The organism is Paenibacillus sp. NPDC058071 (assembly GCF_042885235.1).
Lineage (GTDB): Bacteria > Bacillota > Bacilli > Paenibacillales > Paenibacillaceae > Pristimantibacillus.
In genome coordinates this window covers 125445-140713 of record NZ_JBHVSK010000004.1, presented here as the reverse complement: position 1 = coordinate 140713, position 15269 = coordinate 125445, and the positions used below count along the sequence as shown (strand labels likewise).

20 protein-coding genes and 2 pseudogenes are annotated in these 15269 nt (G+C 47.3%); 10 read left to right on the top strand and 12 right to left on the bottom strand.

What is annotated here, in order from left to right; translation table 11 throughout:
* Positions 1 to 129 precede the first annotated feature (129 nt).
* The 6 genes from ACFVTB_RS08330 to ACFVTB_RS08305 form a co-directional block, all read right to left on the bottom strand.
* On the bottom strand, positions 130 to 471 hold the full coding sequence (locus ACFVTB_RS08330; protein WP_387747355.1) for a hypothetical protein: 342 nt from the start codon (positions 469 to 471) through the stop codon (positions 130 to 132).
* A 39-nt stretch (positions 472 to 510) separates the two neighbouring features.
* On the bottom strand, positions 511 to 1011 hold the full coding sequence (locus tag ACFVTB_RS08325) for a hypothetical protein (RefSeq protein WP_387747353.1): 501 nt from the start codon (positions 1009 to 1011) through the stop codon (positions 511 to 513).
* Positions 1012 to 1040: 29 nt separating this feature from the next.
* Entirely contained in the window at positions 1041 to 1928 is an 888-nt protein-coding gene (locus tag ACFVTB_RS08320; RefSeq protein ID WP_387747351.1) for a PhzF family phenazine biosynthesis protein, read from the bottom strand.
* 219 nt (positions 1929 to 2147) lie between these two features.
* A complete protein-coding gene (locus tag ACFVTB_RS08315) occupies positions 2148 to 2708 on the bottom strand; it encodes a hypothetical protein (protein WP_387747349.1) in 561 nt (186 codons plus the stop codon).
* Positions 2689 to 3186: an RNA polymerase sigma factor gene (locus ACFVTB_RS08310; RefSeq protein WP_387747347.1), complete on the bottom strand. Its 498-nt coding sequence runs from the start codon at positions 3184 to 3186 to the stop codon at positions 2689 to 2691. The genes ACFVTB_RS08315 and ACFVTB_RS08310 overlap by 20 nt, the downstream gene beginning before the upstream one ends.
* A 157-nt stretch (positions 3187 to 3343) precedes the next feature.
* Positions 3344 to 4033 carry a CPBP family intramembrane glutamic endopeptidase gene (locus ACFVTB_RS08305; RefSeq protein WP_387747345.1) on the bottom strand — a complete coding sequence of 230 codons (690 nt, stop codon included), beginning with the start codon at positions 4031 to 4033 and terminating at the stop codon, positions 3344 to 3346.
* A gap of 93 nt (positions 4034 to 4126) precedes the next feature.
* On the opposite strand from ACFVTB_RS08305, the gene ACFVTB_RS08300 reads away from it, so the two are divergent.
* Genes ACFVTB_RS08300 through ACFVTB_RS08290 form a run of 3 tightly spaced genes read left to right on the top strand, consistent with a single transcriptional unit; the run spans position 4127 to position 5495 of the window.
* The gene (locus tag ACFVTB_RS08300; RefSeq protein WP_387747343.1) at positions 4127 to 4810 is read left to right on the top strand and encodes a hypothetical protein; all 684 of its coding nucleotides are present in this window, start codon (positions 4127 to 4129) and stop codon (positions 4808 to 4810) included.
* Complete coding sequence (locus ACFVTB_RS08295; protein WP_387747341.1) at positions 4811 to 5353, top strand: accessory gene regulator B family protein; 543 nt, start codon at positions 4811 to 4813, stop codon at positions 5351 to 5353.
* Positions 5354 to 5375: 22 nt separating this feature from the next.
* Positions 5376 to 5495, top strand: coding sequence for a cyclic lactone autoinducer peptide (locus tag ACFVTB_RS08290; RefSeq protein ID WP_387747339.1), 120 nt, complete (start codon positions 5376 to 5378; stop codon positions 5493 to 5495).
* A 48-nt stretch (positions 5496 to 5543) separates the two neighbouring features.
* On the opposite strand, the gene ACFVTB_RS08285 is transcribed toward ACFVTB_RS08290, so the two are convergent.
* Entirely contained in the window at positions 5544 to 5876 is a 333-nt protein-coding gene (locus tag ACFVTB_RS08285; RefSeq protein WP_387747337.1) for a hypothetical protein, read from the bottom strand.
* A gap of 286 nt (positions 5877 to 6162) precedes the next feature.
* The gene (locus ACFVTB_RS08280) at positions 6163 to 6540 is read right to left on the bottom strand and encodes a helix-turn-helix domain-containing protein (protein ID WP_387747335.1); all 378 of its coding nucleotides are present in this window, start codon (positions 6538 to 6540) and stop codon (positions 6163 to 6165) included.
* A gap of 195 nt (positions 6541 to 6735) precedes the next feature.
* Between ACFVTB_RS08280 and ACFVTB_RS08275 the strand changes: the two genes are divergently transcribed.
* Both ACFVTB_RS08275 and ACFVTB_RS08270 read left to right on the top strand, forming a co-directional pair.
* Positions 6736 to 6867: a hypothetical protein gene (locus ACFVTB_RS08275; RefSeq protein ID WP_387747333.1), complete on the top strand. Its 132-nt coding sequence runs from the start codon at positions 6736 to 6738 to the stop codon at positions 6865 to 6867.
* Between the two features lie 15 nt (positions 6868 to 6882).
* A complete protein-coding gene (locus tag ACFVTB_RS08270) occupies positions 6883 to 7590 on the top strand; it encodes a DUF421 domain-containing protein (protein WP_387747331.1) in 708 nt (235 codons plus the stop codon).
* An 87-nt stretch (positions 7591 to 7677) separates the two neighbouring features.
* Here ACFVTB_RS08270 and ACFVTB_RS08265 read toward each other — a convergent pair whose 3' ends face one another.
* A complete protein-coding gene (locus tag ACFVTB_RS08265; protein WP_387747329.1) occupies positions 7678 to 8262 on the bottom strand; it encodes a TetR/AcrR family transcriptional regulator in 585 nt (194 codons plus the stop codon).
* Between the two features lie 253 nt (positions 8263 to 8515).
* On the opposite strand from ACFVTB_RS08265, the gene ACFVTB_RS08260 reads away from it, so the two are divergent.
* Positions 8516 to 9751 (top strand): MFS transporter, encoded by a 1236-nt coding sequence (locus tag ACFVTB_RS08260; protein WP_387747327.1) that lies wholly within the window; start codon positions 8516 to 8518, stop codon positions 9749 to 9751.
* A 515-nt stretch (positions 9752 to 10266) separates the two neighbouring features.
* Here ACFVTB_RS08260 and ACFVTB_RS08255 read toward each other — a convergent pair.
* Positions 10267 to 10716, bottom strand: coding sequence for a VOC family protein (locus ACFVTB_RS08255; protein ID WP_387747325.1), 450 nt, complete (start codon positions 10714 to 10716; stop codon positions 10267 to 10269).
* 111 nt (positions 10717 to 10827) lie between these two features.
* Between ACFVTB_RS08255 and ACFVTB_RS08250 the strand changes: the two genes are divergently transcribed.
* The 4 genes and pseudogenes from ACFVTB_RS08250 (at position 10828) to ACFVTB_RS08240 (ending at position 14500) form a co-directional block, all read left to right on the top strand.
* Complete coding sequence (locus ACFVTB_RS08250; protein WP_387747323.1) at positions 10828 to 11766, top strand: helix-turn-helix transcriptional regulator; 939 nt, start codon at positions 10828 to 10830, stop codon at positions 11764 to 11766.
* Positions 11767 to 11898: 132 nt separating this feature from the next.
* Positions 11899 to 11985 (top strand): annotated as a pseudogene (locus tag ACFVTB_RS27620) (transcriptional regulator); the annotation flags it as partial.
* Between the two features lie 127 nt (positions 11986 to 12112).
* Positions 12113 to 13546 (top strand): MDR family MFS transporter, encoded by a 1434-nt coding sequence (locus tag ACFVTB_RS08245; RefSeq protein ID WP_387747321.1) that lies wholly within the window; start codon positions 12113 to 12115, stop codon positions 13544 to 13546.
* Positions 13547 to 13603: 57 nt separating this feature from the next.
* Positions 13604 to 14500, top strand: coding sequence for a class I SAM-dependent methyltransferase (locus ACFVTB_RS08240; RefSeq protein WP_387747319.1), 897 nt, complete (start codon positions 13604 to 13606; stop codon positions 14498 to 14500).
* A gap of 283 nt (positions 14501 to 14783) precedes the next feature.
* Here ACFVTB_RS08240 and ACFVTB_RS08235 read toward each other — a convergent pair whose 3' ends face one another.
* Positions 14784 to 15020 carry a YiaA/YiaB family inner membrane protein gene (locus tag ACFVTB_RS08235; RefSeq protein WP_387747905.1) on the bottom strand — a complete coding sequence of 79 codons (237 nt, stop codon included), beginning with the start codon at positions 15018 to 15020 and terminating at the stop codon, positions 14784 to 14786.
* Positions 15021 to 15077: 57 nt separating this feature from the next.
* Positions 15078 to 15260 (bottom strand): annotated as a pseudogene (locus ACFVTB_RS08230) (YiaA/YiaB family inner membrane protein); the annotation flags it as partial.
* Positions 15261 to 15269 lie beyond the last annotated feature (9 nt).

The window sequence follows — 15269 nt, the reverse complement described above, 5'->3', positions numbered from 1 at the left end:
ATAAGCTGTGCCGCCCAATAAACAACTCACAGTTGTCCCCACGGCCTAGAGCTGCAACGTCTTCTCCAGATGAGTCGCTTGATCGCTTACACCAGCAACGCCCTTTGCAGACGAGCCGCTTGTTCGCTTTCACCAGCAACACCCTTCGCAGACGAGCCGCTTGTTCGCTTTCACCAGCAACGCCCTTCGCAGACGAGTCGCTTGACGCTTACACCAGCAACGCCCTTCGCAGACGAGCCGCTTGTTCGCTTTCACCAGCAACGCCCTTCGCAGACGAGCCGCTTGTTGGCTTACACCAGCGACGCCCTTCGCAGACGAGCCGCTTGTTCGCTTACACCAGCAACGCCCTCCACAGACGAGCCGCTTGTTCGCTCTCACCAGCAACGTCTTCCGCAGACGAGCCGCTTGATCGCTTTCACCAGCAACGCCCTTCGCAGACGAGCCGCTTGTTCGCTTACACCAGCGACGCACACTCACCCAGCAGAAGAAACAAGAAATTGCTCTAGAGGATTACTCTTGCTTCAATTTTGCGGTTTCTTCATGAAACCGTTCGAGCAGTTCCTCGGCATCTACCTCTTCGTTCGCATCCAATTGTTCAAATTGCTCAATTAACTGGCCCTTACGCTCCAATTCTACTAATACCCTTTGAACAACGGCGGCGTCATCAGAACCCTCTCGCCCCACGTAATAAGAGCTTTCAATCGCGTACATATCTTTATAGGCTGCAAAAACGGCGGAGAATTGCTCCCTCGCGCTTGGCGGCTCTATCTCCGCCTTCAAGTCGGCGGCTTTCGTCGCCAATTCCTTCAGCCGCTGCTCATCCTCTGTCGTCGCGCCAGGCGAATCGGCTATTTTCTTCTGCGCTTCATAGCTTGCTGTCGCATCTGAGAAGCGCTCAATCAGATCCGAGCTGGCCACCTCCGCCCGATCTCCGTTAGCAGCAGCCAGTGTCAAGCCGCCAGCCACGACCGAAAAACATACAGCGAGTGCAATCCATGCTTTCTTCCTCAACTCTTCTCACTCCTTCTGCAGGAATCAAATCAGATCGATACCTCAAACTCATTTACATAAACGGCCGTTCCGGTTATCTCGACCTGGTCGCCATTAGTTACCGTAACCTGCACTCTGCCATCCCTGCCAATCTCCTGGCCCTGCTCGATCCAGAGTTGAACAGGATTATCCGCTTGCCTATATTTTGCCCAATAGGCGCCCATTACGCCGGATGCCGTACCAGTGACCGGGTCCTCAATCGTGCCAGAATACGGCGATGAAAAATGGCGTGCGTGCATATGTGCGCTTGAATCGTACGTCTCCGTGCAAAAAGGATGAACCGAGGACGCAGGCATTTCTTCCAAAATAGCCGGGAATCGCTTGTTATCCGGCTTCATCCGCTCGCAGGCAGACAGACTCTTCACAGGAACCAACAAAGTCCATGTGCCCGTGCTGCCATATACGATCGGCCATTCCGTCTCCAGATCACTCTCATCAATTCCGATCGAGGCAGAAAGCTCCTTCAACGAACCCTCAAAGGGTTGAAATTGAGGTGCCGCTTGCCTCATCGTGATATAGAGTCCGTCTTCGGAGTGAAGAAGGCGAATGGGCAAAATCCCCGCTTTTGTCTCTATCGTAAAGTCGGTTTTACCGTCTAATAGCCATCTTGTTGCTAAAGCATATATGGTTGCCATAGTGGCATGACCGCAAAGATTTATTTCATGTCCCGGGGTGAAAAACCGAATGCGAAGATCAGCCTTATCAGAGGCAAGCGGAAACGCCGTTTCGTTAAACCCGACCTTCTCGGCTACCTCCCGCATTTGCTCATCTGTCAGATGACCGCCATCCAAGACGACTCCTGCCGGGTTTCCTTTATCGGGAATCGAACTGAATGCATCGTAATGAAATACCTTCACTTTCACTTGTGACATCTCCATCCTCTCGCCTCCTGCCAATCAATCGGATTTCTTCCTTCTTTTTCACTCTATTACTATCACACTATTATACTACTATTTGCTAAAATTTCCGATCCTTGAGTCGTCATAGCCGCCCCAGACAGCCTGCTGTCCCAGCGTAAAACATAAAAAGCTGCCGAACACGCTCCAATATACAGAGAGCGAACAGCAGCTTTTAGATGCGGTGATGAGAAACGTACTTTATTTTGCCGGAAGCATATTGTTGTAAATACGCGTTGCATTGACTTTACCCGTGCCTAGATCGTCCGTCGTAAACCCGGATACGATATTGCCGACTTTAAATTCTTTTTGCAACAGTTCTTCGGAAGGTTCGGCCGCCGTTGGACCGTCGATGCCCATTTTCGTTTCCGGCGTTACGGTTACCCATAGGTCGCCAACCTTGAAGCTTTTGCCGTCCGCGCTAACTTCGGAGATTACACCATCGATATTGACAGCCACTTTCCCTTGAATAGGAGGCTGCGTGATCGTGGTTGAAGGCGGAGGCGTGATCGTTGAAGGATTCTGATTCATTGCGATCATACCGACCCCTAACATCGCGCATGCTGCAATTCCGATAGTCCAACCTGCCAATTTCCGTTTCTTTGCTGTTTCCATGTGTAACCGCTCCTTTTGATGATGTCCGTTATTTTGCGTTCCTGTTTCCTTTTCCATTTCCTGCATCAGCTTCTTATAGGTTTCCTCTTTAAAATCCTCGCTCGTTCTCACGCGTGACATCGCCGATTTATACACTGTTTTCTTCATTGTCCGGGCCTCCGATCTTCTCCTTTAAGAGTAACCGGCCTCTTGCCAGCCATGTTCCTACCGTTGCGGACTTCGCCTGTAAAATAACTGCAATTTCCTGAATCGAATAGCCTTCGTAATAGTGCAGATGAATCGGGATGCGATACTTCTTGTCCAAATCCAGCACGGCCCGTAAAACCTCGTTTTCTTCCTTGGGAAGGTAGCTTAGGTCCTCGGGAACCGGATTTCTGCTTTTGAACCATCCCGCTTTCAACATATTTTTGCTTTTATTAATCGTTGTTCGTATCAGCCACGCTTTTTCATGCTCTCCACTTTCAAACACCGGGCGCTTTTGCAAGTACGTCAGAAAAACTTCCTGCGTCACTTCTTCGGCGTCGGCTATATTTTTCAAATAAGTAAAAGCGACTTTAATCAAGCTTTGCGAATATAGATCCAAGGCACGTCGTACAGATTCATTGAGCTCATATGAATTGCACACCTCCGTTCCCCCTTTCGCTTTTAATACAACTGACCACCCCGTTATTTTTCATTTGCCGGTTATTTTTTTAGCATTCACTATTTTCGGCCAATCCATAAGACATGAAAAAGCCCGCTTCCTTCATACGGAAGCAGGCTTTTTCTACTTATTCAAACAGCTACTTGCTTGCCAGACTTCTGGCGATCAGTATCGGCTTCAGGTCATATAAGATATGAATGACAATCGGCAGTGCCAGACTGCCGGTCATGAGCGTAAGCAACCCCATGGCGAAACCAAACAAGCACGAATTGACGATCCCGCGAACCCCTTGCATAAAGTGACTTAAACCGAATATAACCGCTGTTATCGAACAAGCGGCCAACTGCCCTACCGATAATTCGTCAGCCGCGAACGACATCAGAAACCCCCGGTACATGACCTCTTCCCCAATGCCTACTGTGACCGCAACGAATACGAACATCATCAGCTGCCTGCCGGTTACCGGGTATAGCCGATCGTCGTAGCTGCTCCTCACAGATTCGCGAAGCGTACTATTAAAAGGCAGTAATATCAGCGGGAGGACTGTGGTTAGGAGGATGTAAGCGACGATAATCCAGAAGAGAATAAGCGACCAAGCAGGCAATGTATCAACAGGCAAACGGCCATTCCACAATTCTCCCCAAAACAAGGCTATGATCAGGAACACGACTCCGTAGACGATATAAATTTCAATATATCCACGCTCTTTGACAACATGATTATTTTGGGACCGGATGGATCGAGTGCGTAAAAAGTTATACAGCGGGATTACGAGAATGATTAAAAACAAGATGAGAAAAGGCACCAGAGCAACAATTCCACCTTTCACATAAATTATCATTTCATGTATTTATTATACATCTATCTGTAATGGGGTGTATAATAATAGAAACCGAGCAACCAGGGGGAGATGAAATTAATAATGCTTGATTTAATCGTTAAGTATGGAATCACGATCGTATTTTTTGGCGCCCTTACTTGTTTGATTTTTGCTCTATTCAAATTGCCAATAAAACATAATGATAAGCAAATCGCTTTGTTTGCCGTAATAGTAGGCTCTATTAGTTTCTATTTTAAATATATTGTGGAGTCGCCTTATGTGTTTGCCTATCAAGTGATTACCTTCGTGATCCTGCTAATTGTGTTGAGAAGATATCCTGTCTTGTACGCCATCATTGTAGCTTCGAGCGGATTCGTAGCCGTTTCGTTAGTTGATGGCACTGTGACCCTCACACTACAAGCGTTGAACTTGTTTAATTCCGGCCAGTTGGCGCATGATCTGCGAGTCTACTCCCTCCTTCATATAACGATTACTATCATGTACATGCTGATTACATACGCATTATTGAAACTGGATATAGGCTTCTCGTTTGTAAAACGCCGATTTTCAGGAAAGCATCAGCTGTCTAATATCAATTATGTTTGGTCTTTTCTATTGATTGCCTCCATGCTTTTTATGACCGTGCTTACACAGCCCGCTGTAATCGAGTCCTTGAATCTATATATTATATTGCTGGTAACCATCTTGTTTTTGGGCAGCACCCGGTACGCCTATAAGCAAAATAAAGTGTCCTTACAGGATCGATTCGGCAAGGAGGCGGAATAAGTGACCTTTGTAGAAAAAATCTCTGAACGTATTGCCATATCCATTCATCGCTCAACCCCCAATGCCTCATCGGTAGCTGTTCTACGATACTCGTTGATCAATCTCATCAATCTTTGGATATTCATGGCTATTGTGCTGCTGATCAGCGCCTTCACCGGCCATTTTACCGGTGCATTATTATCTATCATTGCTTTTCCTCTAACCAGATACTTTAGCGGCGGAATGCACTTTAAATCTATGAATGTTTGTAATATTGTTTCCAGTGTATTAGTTTTAATTTCTATATATTTACCAATTCATTTTTGGTATACTGGATTTGTAATAAATACGCTGGCATTACTAATTCTAGTAATTACTGCACCAGCCAATGTTACACGCAGCAAACTTGAAAAGAAGCATTACCCTATTTTAAAGGTAATCGTGGCTTTAATTGTTTCATCGAATTACCTTTTCAACTCAGAGATACTGGCGCTCGTTTTCTTTATTCAAGCTCTTACTACGATTCCAGTCTGGCAGAAGCTACTGGATAAGTACCAGATCTAAGAGAGAAAGGAATGATTTGAAGATGAAGACTTTTGTTGCGCAACTGGCAAACAAGGCACTTACGTCGGTAGCAAATGTATTGGTGAAAACCAACTGTGTATTCATTTGCCACCGCCCAGAAGCTCCCGAAGAACTGTTCTAGTTCCATACAATAACAAAGAGCCAGGAGGGAAACCTCTTGGCTCTTTGTTTAGGTTCTATCGTATCGCGATTTTCTCTGAATAATCGAGTTGATGACCATTCTTGAAAACCGGCTTAACTCCGGCACTTCGAATGCTCTGTCAATATCTTCTTTCCGAAGAACCTTGTCTATCCCTCTATCGGCGTGATGATGTTCAATGAGCAGCTGCACAGCATCTTCTTGCCGATCCAAGTCCATCTCTGAATTAATGACGATCTGATAACCGCCGAGATAAGAGTATATCCCGACTACCCGATCACCCAGCGAAAAATAATCAAGGCGTATTCCTAACTGCCGAGCTGTTTCGAATGGCGTTATGGATTCTTCTTCTTTTCGGAACAATGGCTTCCTCTCCCCATATCCTTATTGCAATACCGATTTGTTGTTCCCCTCTACAAAGACGGTCTTTCTGCTGGACGACTGCTTGTATACGGTAGTTATTCTATTCCGCGTCCCCTCTTAAGAAATGAGGTTGAAAAACAAGGCCCGATAGAGCATGAAGAAGCGAATTCTAAGGAGTTAGACACATCGTCTATGGGGGTGAGGATCGCGCCGCAATAACTGGTTTAATTTGTAATTAGAATATAACACTTGGAAACCGAGGAATTTGTCATAGTTTGTCGAAGTCTTATATTTTTTTTCGATTCATGTTTTGTTGGGAAAGAAACCCTAGAAAATCAACGGCTGATTTTAAATCCTCGCATCTTAAATCCTCTTTCAAAAGATCGGACAATCTGTAAATGACCTGCTTTTGCTCCGGGGTAAGCTCCTCATCAATCGAGTAAAGTTGATAGGGGTCTTCTGTTCTTCCCGCTAAATAATCAATGGATACATGGAACAGGTCAGCAAGTTTTGCTATGGTTTCAATATGCGGAACCGTCCCTTTGGTTTCATAGGCCGCAATATCCGAACGGCTTTTATCTACTGCGATCGCAACATCGTTTTGCGTCATCTTCTTTTTTTCCCGCAGCTGTTTAATACGTTCTCCAATTAACGTGGCGGTCATGTCGCCTCTCCTTTTATGTGTTTTGAAAACTCATATAATCTAATTCAAACATGTTTTTAATTTAATATACCACTAGCAAACTGAATTGTCATGTGTTTCAAAAACACATCAAAACAGGTCATTCAGCTAAAAATTGGGATCAAAATTAAAATCAGTGCTTGACGGAAAAAGAGAGAACAGCGAAGGGGCAGTGGGATGCTGGAATCAGGCTTTAATGGCGATCAGAAGAACCCTCTGACCCGCAACGCTATTCGCCTGCACAAACTGCTGGGAGAGCTTGCTGCCGCAAGTGTGGTTTTCATTCCGGGTGGGCATAATGCGAATTAGGAGGGGGGCTAACGGATGCAAGCTTACGTCGATATTCTGATTCGGACCATTGTTTCTATTCTACTGCTGTTATTAATCGCGCGATTGCTCGGCAAACAGACGATCTCCAATATGACCTTTCATGATTTTGTGACCAGCATCACGATTGGCGCTGTTGCGGCTAATTTGGCGTTTAACGAAACGATCAAATGGCCCTTTTTGATTTTATCGCTTGGCGTCATTACCGGCATTTCGTACCTGTTGTCCATCGTCGCCATTAAGAACCGCAAGCTAAGGGGCTGGATTTCCGGTTCGCCCACCGTACTTATACAAGATGGAAAGATTCTCGAAGACAATATGAAAAAAATACGATATACGCTCGATTCCTTGGATCAGGCATTGCGGGAAAACGGGGTTTTCAATATCGATGAAGTGGATTATGCGGTTCTTGAAGATAACGGTATGGTTTCGCTTTTGAAAAAAGAAGAGTACCAGCTTGTGACAAAGAAGGATTTAAAGCTAACGGTTCAACAGCAAAGCTTTCCGGTTGAGCTCATTATGGACGGAACGGTTATCAAGGAAAACCTAACGGATAACGGCTTGACTATGGATTGGCTCGAAAGTGAAGTTCACCGCAAAGGAAAACAGATCTCCGACGTATTCTACGCCGTAAGAGGCACACGGCAAAATTTGTTTTTCGACTTTTATGAAGACAAGATCCTCAAGCCGATTGATAAGGAATAGACGTTAGCGAACGAAAGAGGGCGTCCTCATTAGACGCCCTCTTTCGTTCGTTTTTTGTATCCTCCCTTTTAACCCTGGTTCTTCCGCTCAACGCAACTCTTCAAGAATCGCTTCAACCGAATGATCGATGAAAGATCGTTCAGGCCGCGACTTCATCATAACGGTGATGCCGATTAAGGATACGACCAGCGTCTGCGCCATCGTTTTGGCGTTTAAATGACCGGACAATTCTCCTGACTGTATCCCTCGTTCCAGCTCCTCTTGAAAGACAGCCGCAAGATACATTTGATGCTCTCGCGTCAGAATGGCGAATTTATCGTCGTGAGGGGCCAGCTCCACCATCGTATTGATGCAAAAACAACCGTGGCTGGGGCCTTCTTCACGGTACTCTTCTTCGACAAGGCCATTGAAGAAACTTCGAAAAGCCTCCCTGACGGATGGTTTGTTATGAAGCTTGTTATAAACCTGAGAAGCGTGAAATTTCGTATATTTGCGAAGCGACGCTTCGAATAATTGCTTTTTATCCCCGAATGCCGCGTAAACGCTAGGCCGCTGAATACCCATCGCCGACGTCAAATCGCTTAGCGACGTTGCCTCGTATCCCTTCTCCCAAAAAAGCCGCATCGCCGCATCCAATGCCCGTTCTTCATCAAATTCGCGAGGACGAACCATTCAAAGCTCACCTTTTCCATCCCAAATATTGTACTGATCGATATATTATAATCTTACTTTCATCCCAGTTATAAGTCAACAACCACCCTAATAGCGTTCTGTCCTTCTTAACTATTGACAACTTTTTCGATTAGAGCTATCTTAATTGCAAGTTAGTTTTGTACCGTTCGGTATTAAATAATCGCAATGAACTACAGAAAGGAAGCAACAGGCAATGGAAGGAAACCATGTTTATGTAAAGGAGGATAAAGCTATGGCAAACATAAGCCTCGGCAAGGAGGACAACATAATCGTACAGCCTCCTCCCCCGACAGAGGAGCCAGCTTCCGGCCGTTCCATCTCGCGCAAGACTGCGCTGCTCTTCGCCGTTGCGAGCGGGATGGCCGTTGCGAATATTTATTATGCTCAGCCGCTACTTGATGCGATGGCGAATGAACTCGGCCTGAACCATTCCATCATCGGCATCGTCGTAACCGTGACGCAAGTTTGCTATGCCTTAGGCTTGCTATTATTAGTCCCCCTTGGGGATCTCATGAATCAGCGGCGGCTCATTATAGGGCAAATGCTATTATCCGTAGCCGTACTTGTCCTCGTTGGAACGGCCCCTTCAGGTACTGTACTGCTGGCAGGCTTAGCGGGCGTTGGCCTTCTCGCCGTCGTAACGCAGACGCTTGTTGCGTTTGCGGCATCGTTAGCTGCCCCCGCAGAACGAGGACGCGTTATCGGACTTGTCACAAGCGGTATCGTCATCGGAATCTTGCTCGCCCGCTCCGCAGCCGGTCTATTGACCGATCTCGCGGGCTGGCGATCGGTTTATCTCGTATCGGCCTCATTGACGCTTCTTTTAATTATGGCTTTGTTTAAAGCTCTGCCGAATGTCGAGCGACGAGAGCAAGCGGCCATATCCTACTTCCAATTGCTTCGTTCTATGTTCGAGTTATTGGCGCAAGAGAGGACGCTGCGCATTCGCGGCGTGCTGGGGCTGCTTATTTTCACGGCTTTTAGCATTCTGTGGACCTCGATGGTGTTGCCACTAAGCTCGCCGGAGCTTGCTCTTTCCCATAGCGCGATCGGTGCGTTCGGCCTCGCGGGAGTTGCTGGCGCTCTTGCGGCGGCAAGAGCGGGAAAACGGGCCGATCGCGGGCTTGGGCAACGAACGACCGGTATCTCGCTCGCCTTGCTGCTGGCCGCTTGGGCGCCTATTAGCTTGACCGAACGCTCCTTATGGAGCCTAATCGTGGGCGTTATCGTGCTGGATTACGCGGTACAGGCGGTGCATGTCACGAACCAGAGCATGATCCTGCGCACGCGACCGGACTCGCGAAGCCGATTGACGGCCTTATATATGGTTTTTTATTCGATCGGGAGCGCCTCCGGAGCCATTGCTTCTACTACTGTCTACGCGTACTACGGCTGGTATGGGGTAAGCTGTCTTGGCGCTGCGGTCAGCGCGCTTGCCCTGCTCTTCTGGGCACTAACTCGCCGTTGACCGGCAGCTTCCCACTCTAGTGCAGTCAACGACAACCAGTTGGATAATAGGCAAATATACGTCGGATCGGCGGCGTTGCCATGGAATTATGGAACCAACCATTTCCCATTTTGCATTTTGGTCCCGTTTGTGCGACCTTCACAGGGAATAACTGCATTTTGGCAGTTATTCCTCCTGTTTTTTTCGATAAATACAAAATAACTGCATTTCTGCAGTTATTCCTCGCTTCCCACCGCCTTTTGCGTGTATCCCCCTCCAATAACTGCATTTCTGCAGTTATTGGCTCATTCTGGGGGTCAATCAGGCGAAATAACTGCGCTTCTGCAGTTATTGCTGTCATCGCAGTATTGCAGTTACTGCTGTTACTGCTGTTACTGCTGTTACTGCTGTTACTGCTGTTATCAGAGTTATTGCTGCCACTTGATCGGCACAATACGCCGCTGTTGCTTGGTAACGGCTTTACCACGACTCATTTGTGCGTACCCGGACCCGCCGCTGTCTCATTCCTCCATCACTTAGTGAAGTCTATCATCATACATAAGCTGGATTTGAATGCCGAATGGGTCCTCAATAATTCCATAAGCTCGGCTGAATAGATTGCTCGATAAAGGAACGATCACATGCACTCGTTCGTCCGCGGTCAAACTACCGTAAAACTGTTCGATTTCTTCCAGGTCCGCGCTTTGAATGCACAACGAGGTATTGTTGCCAACCGTATATTTTTCTTTTGCATCCATTGTATCCTCGGCCAGCATCAACTTTGTTTTTCCGATCAGCAGAACGGAGTGGGAAATCGAATGCTTATTTTCATCCGTAATCGGAAACGAACTGTCACGTCTCGCCATGTCTTCATAAGTAACGAGCAATAGTTGTTCTGCCCGGAAATGCTTTTTGTAGAAATCGATCGCCTCTGCCGCTTTGCCGTTCATGGATAAGAAAATAGCCGCTTCCAGTGTTGCGCTCATCGTATCAGTCTCCTTATATATAACGTGATTGAAGGTCATTGATATTGGCCTTGAGGTTATTTTAATATGTAAAGGTAGCAGAACATGACACCTTTATTAAAGGGGATTAGAATGAAAAAATCGGAACGATTAAACGACATGATTCGTTATTTAAACGGCCGGGAATTTTTTAATTTAAGCGACCTCATGAATACATACGCTATTTCAAAAAGTACGGCTCTGCGCGATATCCGCTCGTTGGAGCAATTGGGCATGCCCATTTATGCGGAGCACGGCAAGCATGGACGATACGGCCTTTTAAAAAACAGGCTGCTATCGCCCATTATCTTCACAATTGACGAAGTGTATGCGCTATACTTTGCGATGCTGACGCTGAACGCTTATCAATCGACACCGTTTCATCTAAGCGCTACGAAGCTGAATGAGAAGTTTGAGAACTGCCTTTCCGCCGAGCAGGTCAAGCAGATTCATCGTATGAAGAAAGTATTGCAGCTCGAAGTGTATCCGCATCCCCATGTGAGCCGTTATCTAGATCAACTATTAAAATGCATTCTGAATGAGAGCAGCTGTACCCTTCGATACGCCAAAAACAAGGAGGAAAAAAGCTATCGCGTTCAGTTCTACAACATTTCCGCCAAGTTCGGTCAATGGTATGCGGCTGGAGTCGATTTGCAGACGAATCAACATCGCGTTTTTCGTTGTGACAAGATTACTTTTATCGAAGAAGCAGAGCTCGACTCTCCCTTTTCATTAGATGATCTCGTTAACCGCTCATTGGATATTTATCGTTCGAAGAAAAGCATAAACTTTGAAGTGGAAATTTTAGAGCAAGCGAAGGATCTTTTTTATAAAGAGCATTATCCCTCGATGACACTAGAAGAAGGGGAACAAACGGTTATTAAAGGGTTTTACAGTCCGCGGGAAGAGGAGTTTATAGCCGACTATTTCATGAGATACGGCCTTTCGATTCGATCCGTGCAGCCACAATCATTGAAAAAAATGATCCGCAATCGGGCGCAGCAGTTACTCAATCACTATGACCAATTATAACAAGAGGAGACACCCACCCAGCCGGTTCTCCCTCATCGGATCAAAAAAGTCATTGCAAATTGCAATTGAATCAATTATTATGGATACCACAGGTCCATATTATAGATAATGCAGCAAAGGAGAGGGGGAAACATGCAGTTCTCCAAAAATACCGATTATGCTCTGCACGCCTTCATACATCTCGGGCATTTAGAGCGTTGCAATAATGTCGGGTTCAAGTACAGGAGGAAAATGAATGTCGAGTGGTAGAAGTGATACATTTTTTTGTTCATATTATGGATATTACAGGTCTATATAATCTTGTACAGGAACTGCGAACACAGAATCTTTCTTGGAGGAGAAACTTATGGTTGATTTAAACAATATAAAACGCGGTCCGATCATGCTCGCCCTGATCGTCGGGATGTTCGTCGCCGCTTTAAATGAGACGTTAATGGGCAATGCCCTTCCTGAATTAATGAGATCGTTTGATGTGTCTGCTACGACAGTCCAATGGCTTTCCGCTGCCTACTTGCTCATCGTTGGCGTGCTCGTGCCGGTGACGGCGGTCTTGCAGCAATGGTTTACGACCCGACAAATGTTTCTGTCGGCCATGACTCTGTTCTTCATCGGCACAGTCGTCTCGGCGGTGTCGCCAGGATTTGGCGTACTGCTGGGAGGGCGGATTATTCAGGCGATAGGAACCGGGATGATGCTGCCGCTGACCATGAACGTCATTATGACCATTTACCCGCCGGAAAAACGGGGAGGCGCGATGGGGATGTTAGGGCTCGTCGTCATGTTCGCCCCGGCGATCGGTCCAACTGTTTCGGGCTTGATTGTTGACAGTCTTTCATGGCGCTGGCTGTTCTACCTTGTACTGCCGTTTGCGCTGCTCTCGATTATCGTTGGGCTTGCCGTCATGAAAAACGTGTCAGAAGTCACGCGACCACGAGTAGACATCCTGTCCATCGTGCTGTCCACTATAGGCTTCGGCGGAATTGTCTACGGGTTCAGCAAGGCCGGTGAACTCGGCTGGTCAATGCCGGAGGTGATTTGGACCATTACGGCGGGGGGCATCGCTTTGGCCCTGTTCGTTTGGAGGCAATTGCTGCTTAAGGAGCCCATTATGGATTTACGGGCGTTCCGATATCCTATGTTCGCGCTCGTCGCGGTGCTGCTATTCGTGCTTCTCATGACATTCTTCTCGTCAGCGATCATGCTGCCGATGTTTATGCAAGGTGTATTGTTGATGACGGCATTCAAGTCCGGTTTGATTCTGCTTCCAGGGGGTGTCGTGAACGGGCTCATGGCTCCAATTTCCGGCAAGCTGTTCGACAAGTTTGGGCCTCGCGTCCTTGTCATCCCCGGCCTTATCATTGCCGTTGCCTCATTGTGGCTATTCACCCGATTCGACGAAACAACGAGCACCGGCTTCCTCGTTACGGTGCACATTGCGCTGATGGTTGGAGTCGCGCTAGTGATGATGCCTGCACAGACAGCCGGGCTTAACCAGCTGCCGCGCCATCTGCACCCGCACGGGACGGCGATCTTGAACACGCTGCAGCAGGTGTCCGGCGCAATCGGCACGGCCTTGTACTTCAGCATTATGTCGGGCGGACAGAAACAGCATTTGAGTGGAGTGAGCGATCCGCAATCTCCAGCGGAAATCATCAAAGGACTGGCATCCGGTATCAATAACGCATTCTGGATCGGCTTCTTCATCGCGCTCGTTGCGCTTGTACTCGGTTTCTTCCTTCGTAAAGGGAAATCGCCGGAGCATGAACAGGCGGCAGAATGAGTCTGAACGTCCATTTAGGGAAATTATAAAGGAAACGGAAAGAGAGGCATTACGATTATGAATGACTTTTTCAATGCAGCGATTTGGGAAAAAGCATGGGAAGAGGATTCCGATACCGTCTTGAAAAAGATGCAAAAAGCCGGAATCGATCCTTCCCGCTCCTTTGACCCTAAGGCAAAAACTTTCAACGAACAATCGTTTAGCGAAGAAGGAAAAAAAAGATCCAAGCGGATCCTGAGCTGGCTCGAAGGACAAGGCGTTTCGTTCGAAAACGCCACTGTCTTAGATATTGGCGCCGCTTCGGGCGTGTTCACCGTGCCTATTGCGGAACGAGGGGCAATTGTAACAGCTATAGAGACGTCTCCCCCTCAGATCGAATTGCTGGAAGAAAACATCTCGAAGTTCGCCGAAGATCAGGTGAAAATTGTATCCGAAAGGTTTGAAGATATCGATGTGCAGGAAAGGGGCTGGGACCAGGCTTTCGATCTCGTCTTTGTCTCGATGTGCCCCGTCGTTCACAATTGGGCTAGCGTTGAAAAGATACTCCAATGCGCTCGGAAGTTCTGTTATATCAGTATGCCGGCAAGCTCTCACGAGAACAGCCTAATGAATGAGATCTGGCCGCTCGTCACCGGTCAACCTTACCCCGCAAAACCTATGGAGATGGGCTACCTGATGCATCTGCTGTATCTTAAAGGATATGCTTACGAATCGCTAATTACGCGGGAATCCAAAACGACAGAAGTTACCAAAGAGAAGGCGTTGGAGGAAGCGATGAATTGGCTGACCCATCACCGTTTGCCCGCCGATGAGCGGAACCGGGGCATCATTGCCGATTATTTGGAGCAAGCCTACCCGTCCGGCAAAGTAGCTATCCAAGAGGGCGGGCGCTTCGGCAAAGTATTGATTCGATTGCAGGATCAGAACATGTATACGAAAGAGAACGGAGTCTAACAGGGAACGGTTGCGTACTCATTTCATTCCAGAAAAATGCCGAAAATGCCGAATACAAAAAGGGCTCCATCTCGATAAGAGATTGGAGCCCTTTTCCACCCTAAAGTGCTTCGCCGTAAAAAGAGAGCAGCGAAGGGTCAGAGGGATTCTGGAGAAACGATAGTGTTCGCCTTTAAAGCCTGATTCCTACCGCAAACTACGAATAAATAAAGGAATCTGGCTTTAACAGCGATCGGAAGAACCCTCTGACCCGCAGCGCTCCCCCTTTCAGGCGCTGTTTTCGTTACCCTACTATATCGCGTCTTGCCTCTTGCTCGGCAATAATTTCGTTGTCCTCGGCGTTATCCCGCGTCACTTTCTGAACGCCAATGGCGCTGTAGGAGATCAACAAGATGACGGCGATGTAGTAGCCTTTTACATTCAATTCGAACGGAGCGTTGTAAAGTCCGATAAAAAACATCGCATACCCGATAATCAGGCCCGCAATCGCCATACCGGTGAAGGCTCCCGTATTGCGCATCCGGTGCTTCGGATTGTCCAGACGCAGATCCTTATCCTCCGAATTGTCGCGAACGACCTTTTGCACCACGATACAGCTAATCGTAATTAATACCATGCAAAGCAGATAATACCCTTTCACGTTCAGTTCCCAATCCGCGTTGTACACGCCGAGACAGAACAGGAAAAGACCCGCTGCCAAAGCAAAGTACGATGCTAGCGTAAAGGCTGTCGTATTTCTTTTACGGTATCTCTGATTCATCCGATGACC

Excerpts from the sequence above, each read along its gene's own strand:
- ACFVTB_RS08280 (WP_387747335.1), bottom strand. The coding sequence starts at position 6,540 with ATGACCGCCACGTTAATTGGAGAACGTATTAAACAGCTGCGGGAAAAA.
- ACFVTB_RS08255 (WP_387747325.1), bottom strand. The coding sequence starts at position 10,716 with ATGAGCGCAACACTGGAAGCGGCTATTTTCTTATCCATGAACGGCAAA.
- ACFVTB_RS08245 (WP_387747321.1), top strand. The coding sequence starts at position 12,113 with ATGGTTGATTTAAACAATATAAAACGCGGTCCGATCATGCTCGCCCTG.
- ACFVTB_RS08240 (WP_387747319.1), top strand. The coding sequence starts at position 13,604 with ATGAATGACTTTTTCAATGCAGCGATTTGGGAAAAAGCATGGGAAGAG.
- ACFVTB_RS08320 (WP_387747351.1), bottom strand. The coding sequence starts at position 1,928 with ATGGAGATGTCACAAGTGAAAGTGAAGGTATTTCATTACGATGCATTC.
- ACFVTB_RS08260 (WP_387747327.1), top strand. The coding sequence starts at position 8,516 with ATGGCAAACATAAGCCTCGGCAAGGAGGACAACATAATCGTACAGCCT.
- ACFVTB_RS08300 (WP_387747343.1), top strand. The coding sequence starts at position 4,127 with ATGCTTGATTTAATCGTTAAGTATGGAATCACGATCGTATTTTTTGGC.
- ACFVTB_RS08290 (WP_387747339.1), top strand. The coding sequence starts at position 5,376 with ATGAAGACTTTTGTTGCGCAACTGGCAAACAAGGCACTTACGTCGGTA.
- ACFVTB_RS08265 (WP_387747329.1), bottom strand. The coding sequence starts at position 8,262 with ATGGTTCGTCCTCGCGAATTTGATGAAGAACGGGCATTGGATGCGGCG.
- ACFVTB_RS08235 (WP_387747905.1), bottom strand. The coding sequence starts at position 15,020 with ATGCGCAATACGGGAGCCTTCACCGGTATGGCGATTGCGGGCCTGATT.
- ACFVTB_RS08250 (WP_387747323.1), top strand. The coding sequence starts at position 10,828 with ATGAAAAAATCGGAACGATTAAACGACATGATTCGTTATTTAAACGGC.
- ACFVTB_RS08270 (WP_387747331.1), top strand. The coding sequence starts at position 6,883 with ATGCAAGCTTACGTCGATATTCTGATTCGGACCATTGTTTCTATTCTA.
- ACFVTB_RS08275 (WP_387747333.1), top strand. The coding sequence starts at position 6,736 with ATGCTGGAATCAGGCTTTAATGGCGATCAGAAGAACCCTCTGACCCGC.
- ACFVTB_RS08315 (WP_387747349.1), bottom strand. The coding sequence starts at position 2,708 with ATGAAGAAAACAGTGTATAAATCGGCGATGTCACGCGTGAGAACGAGC.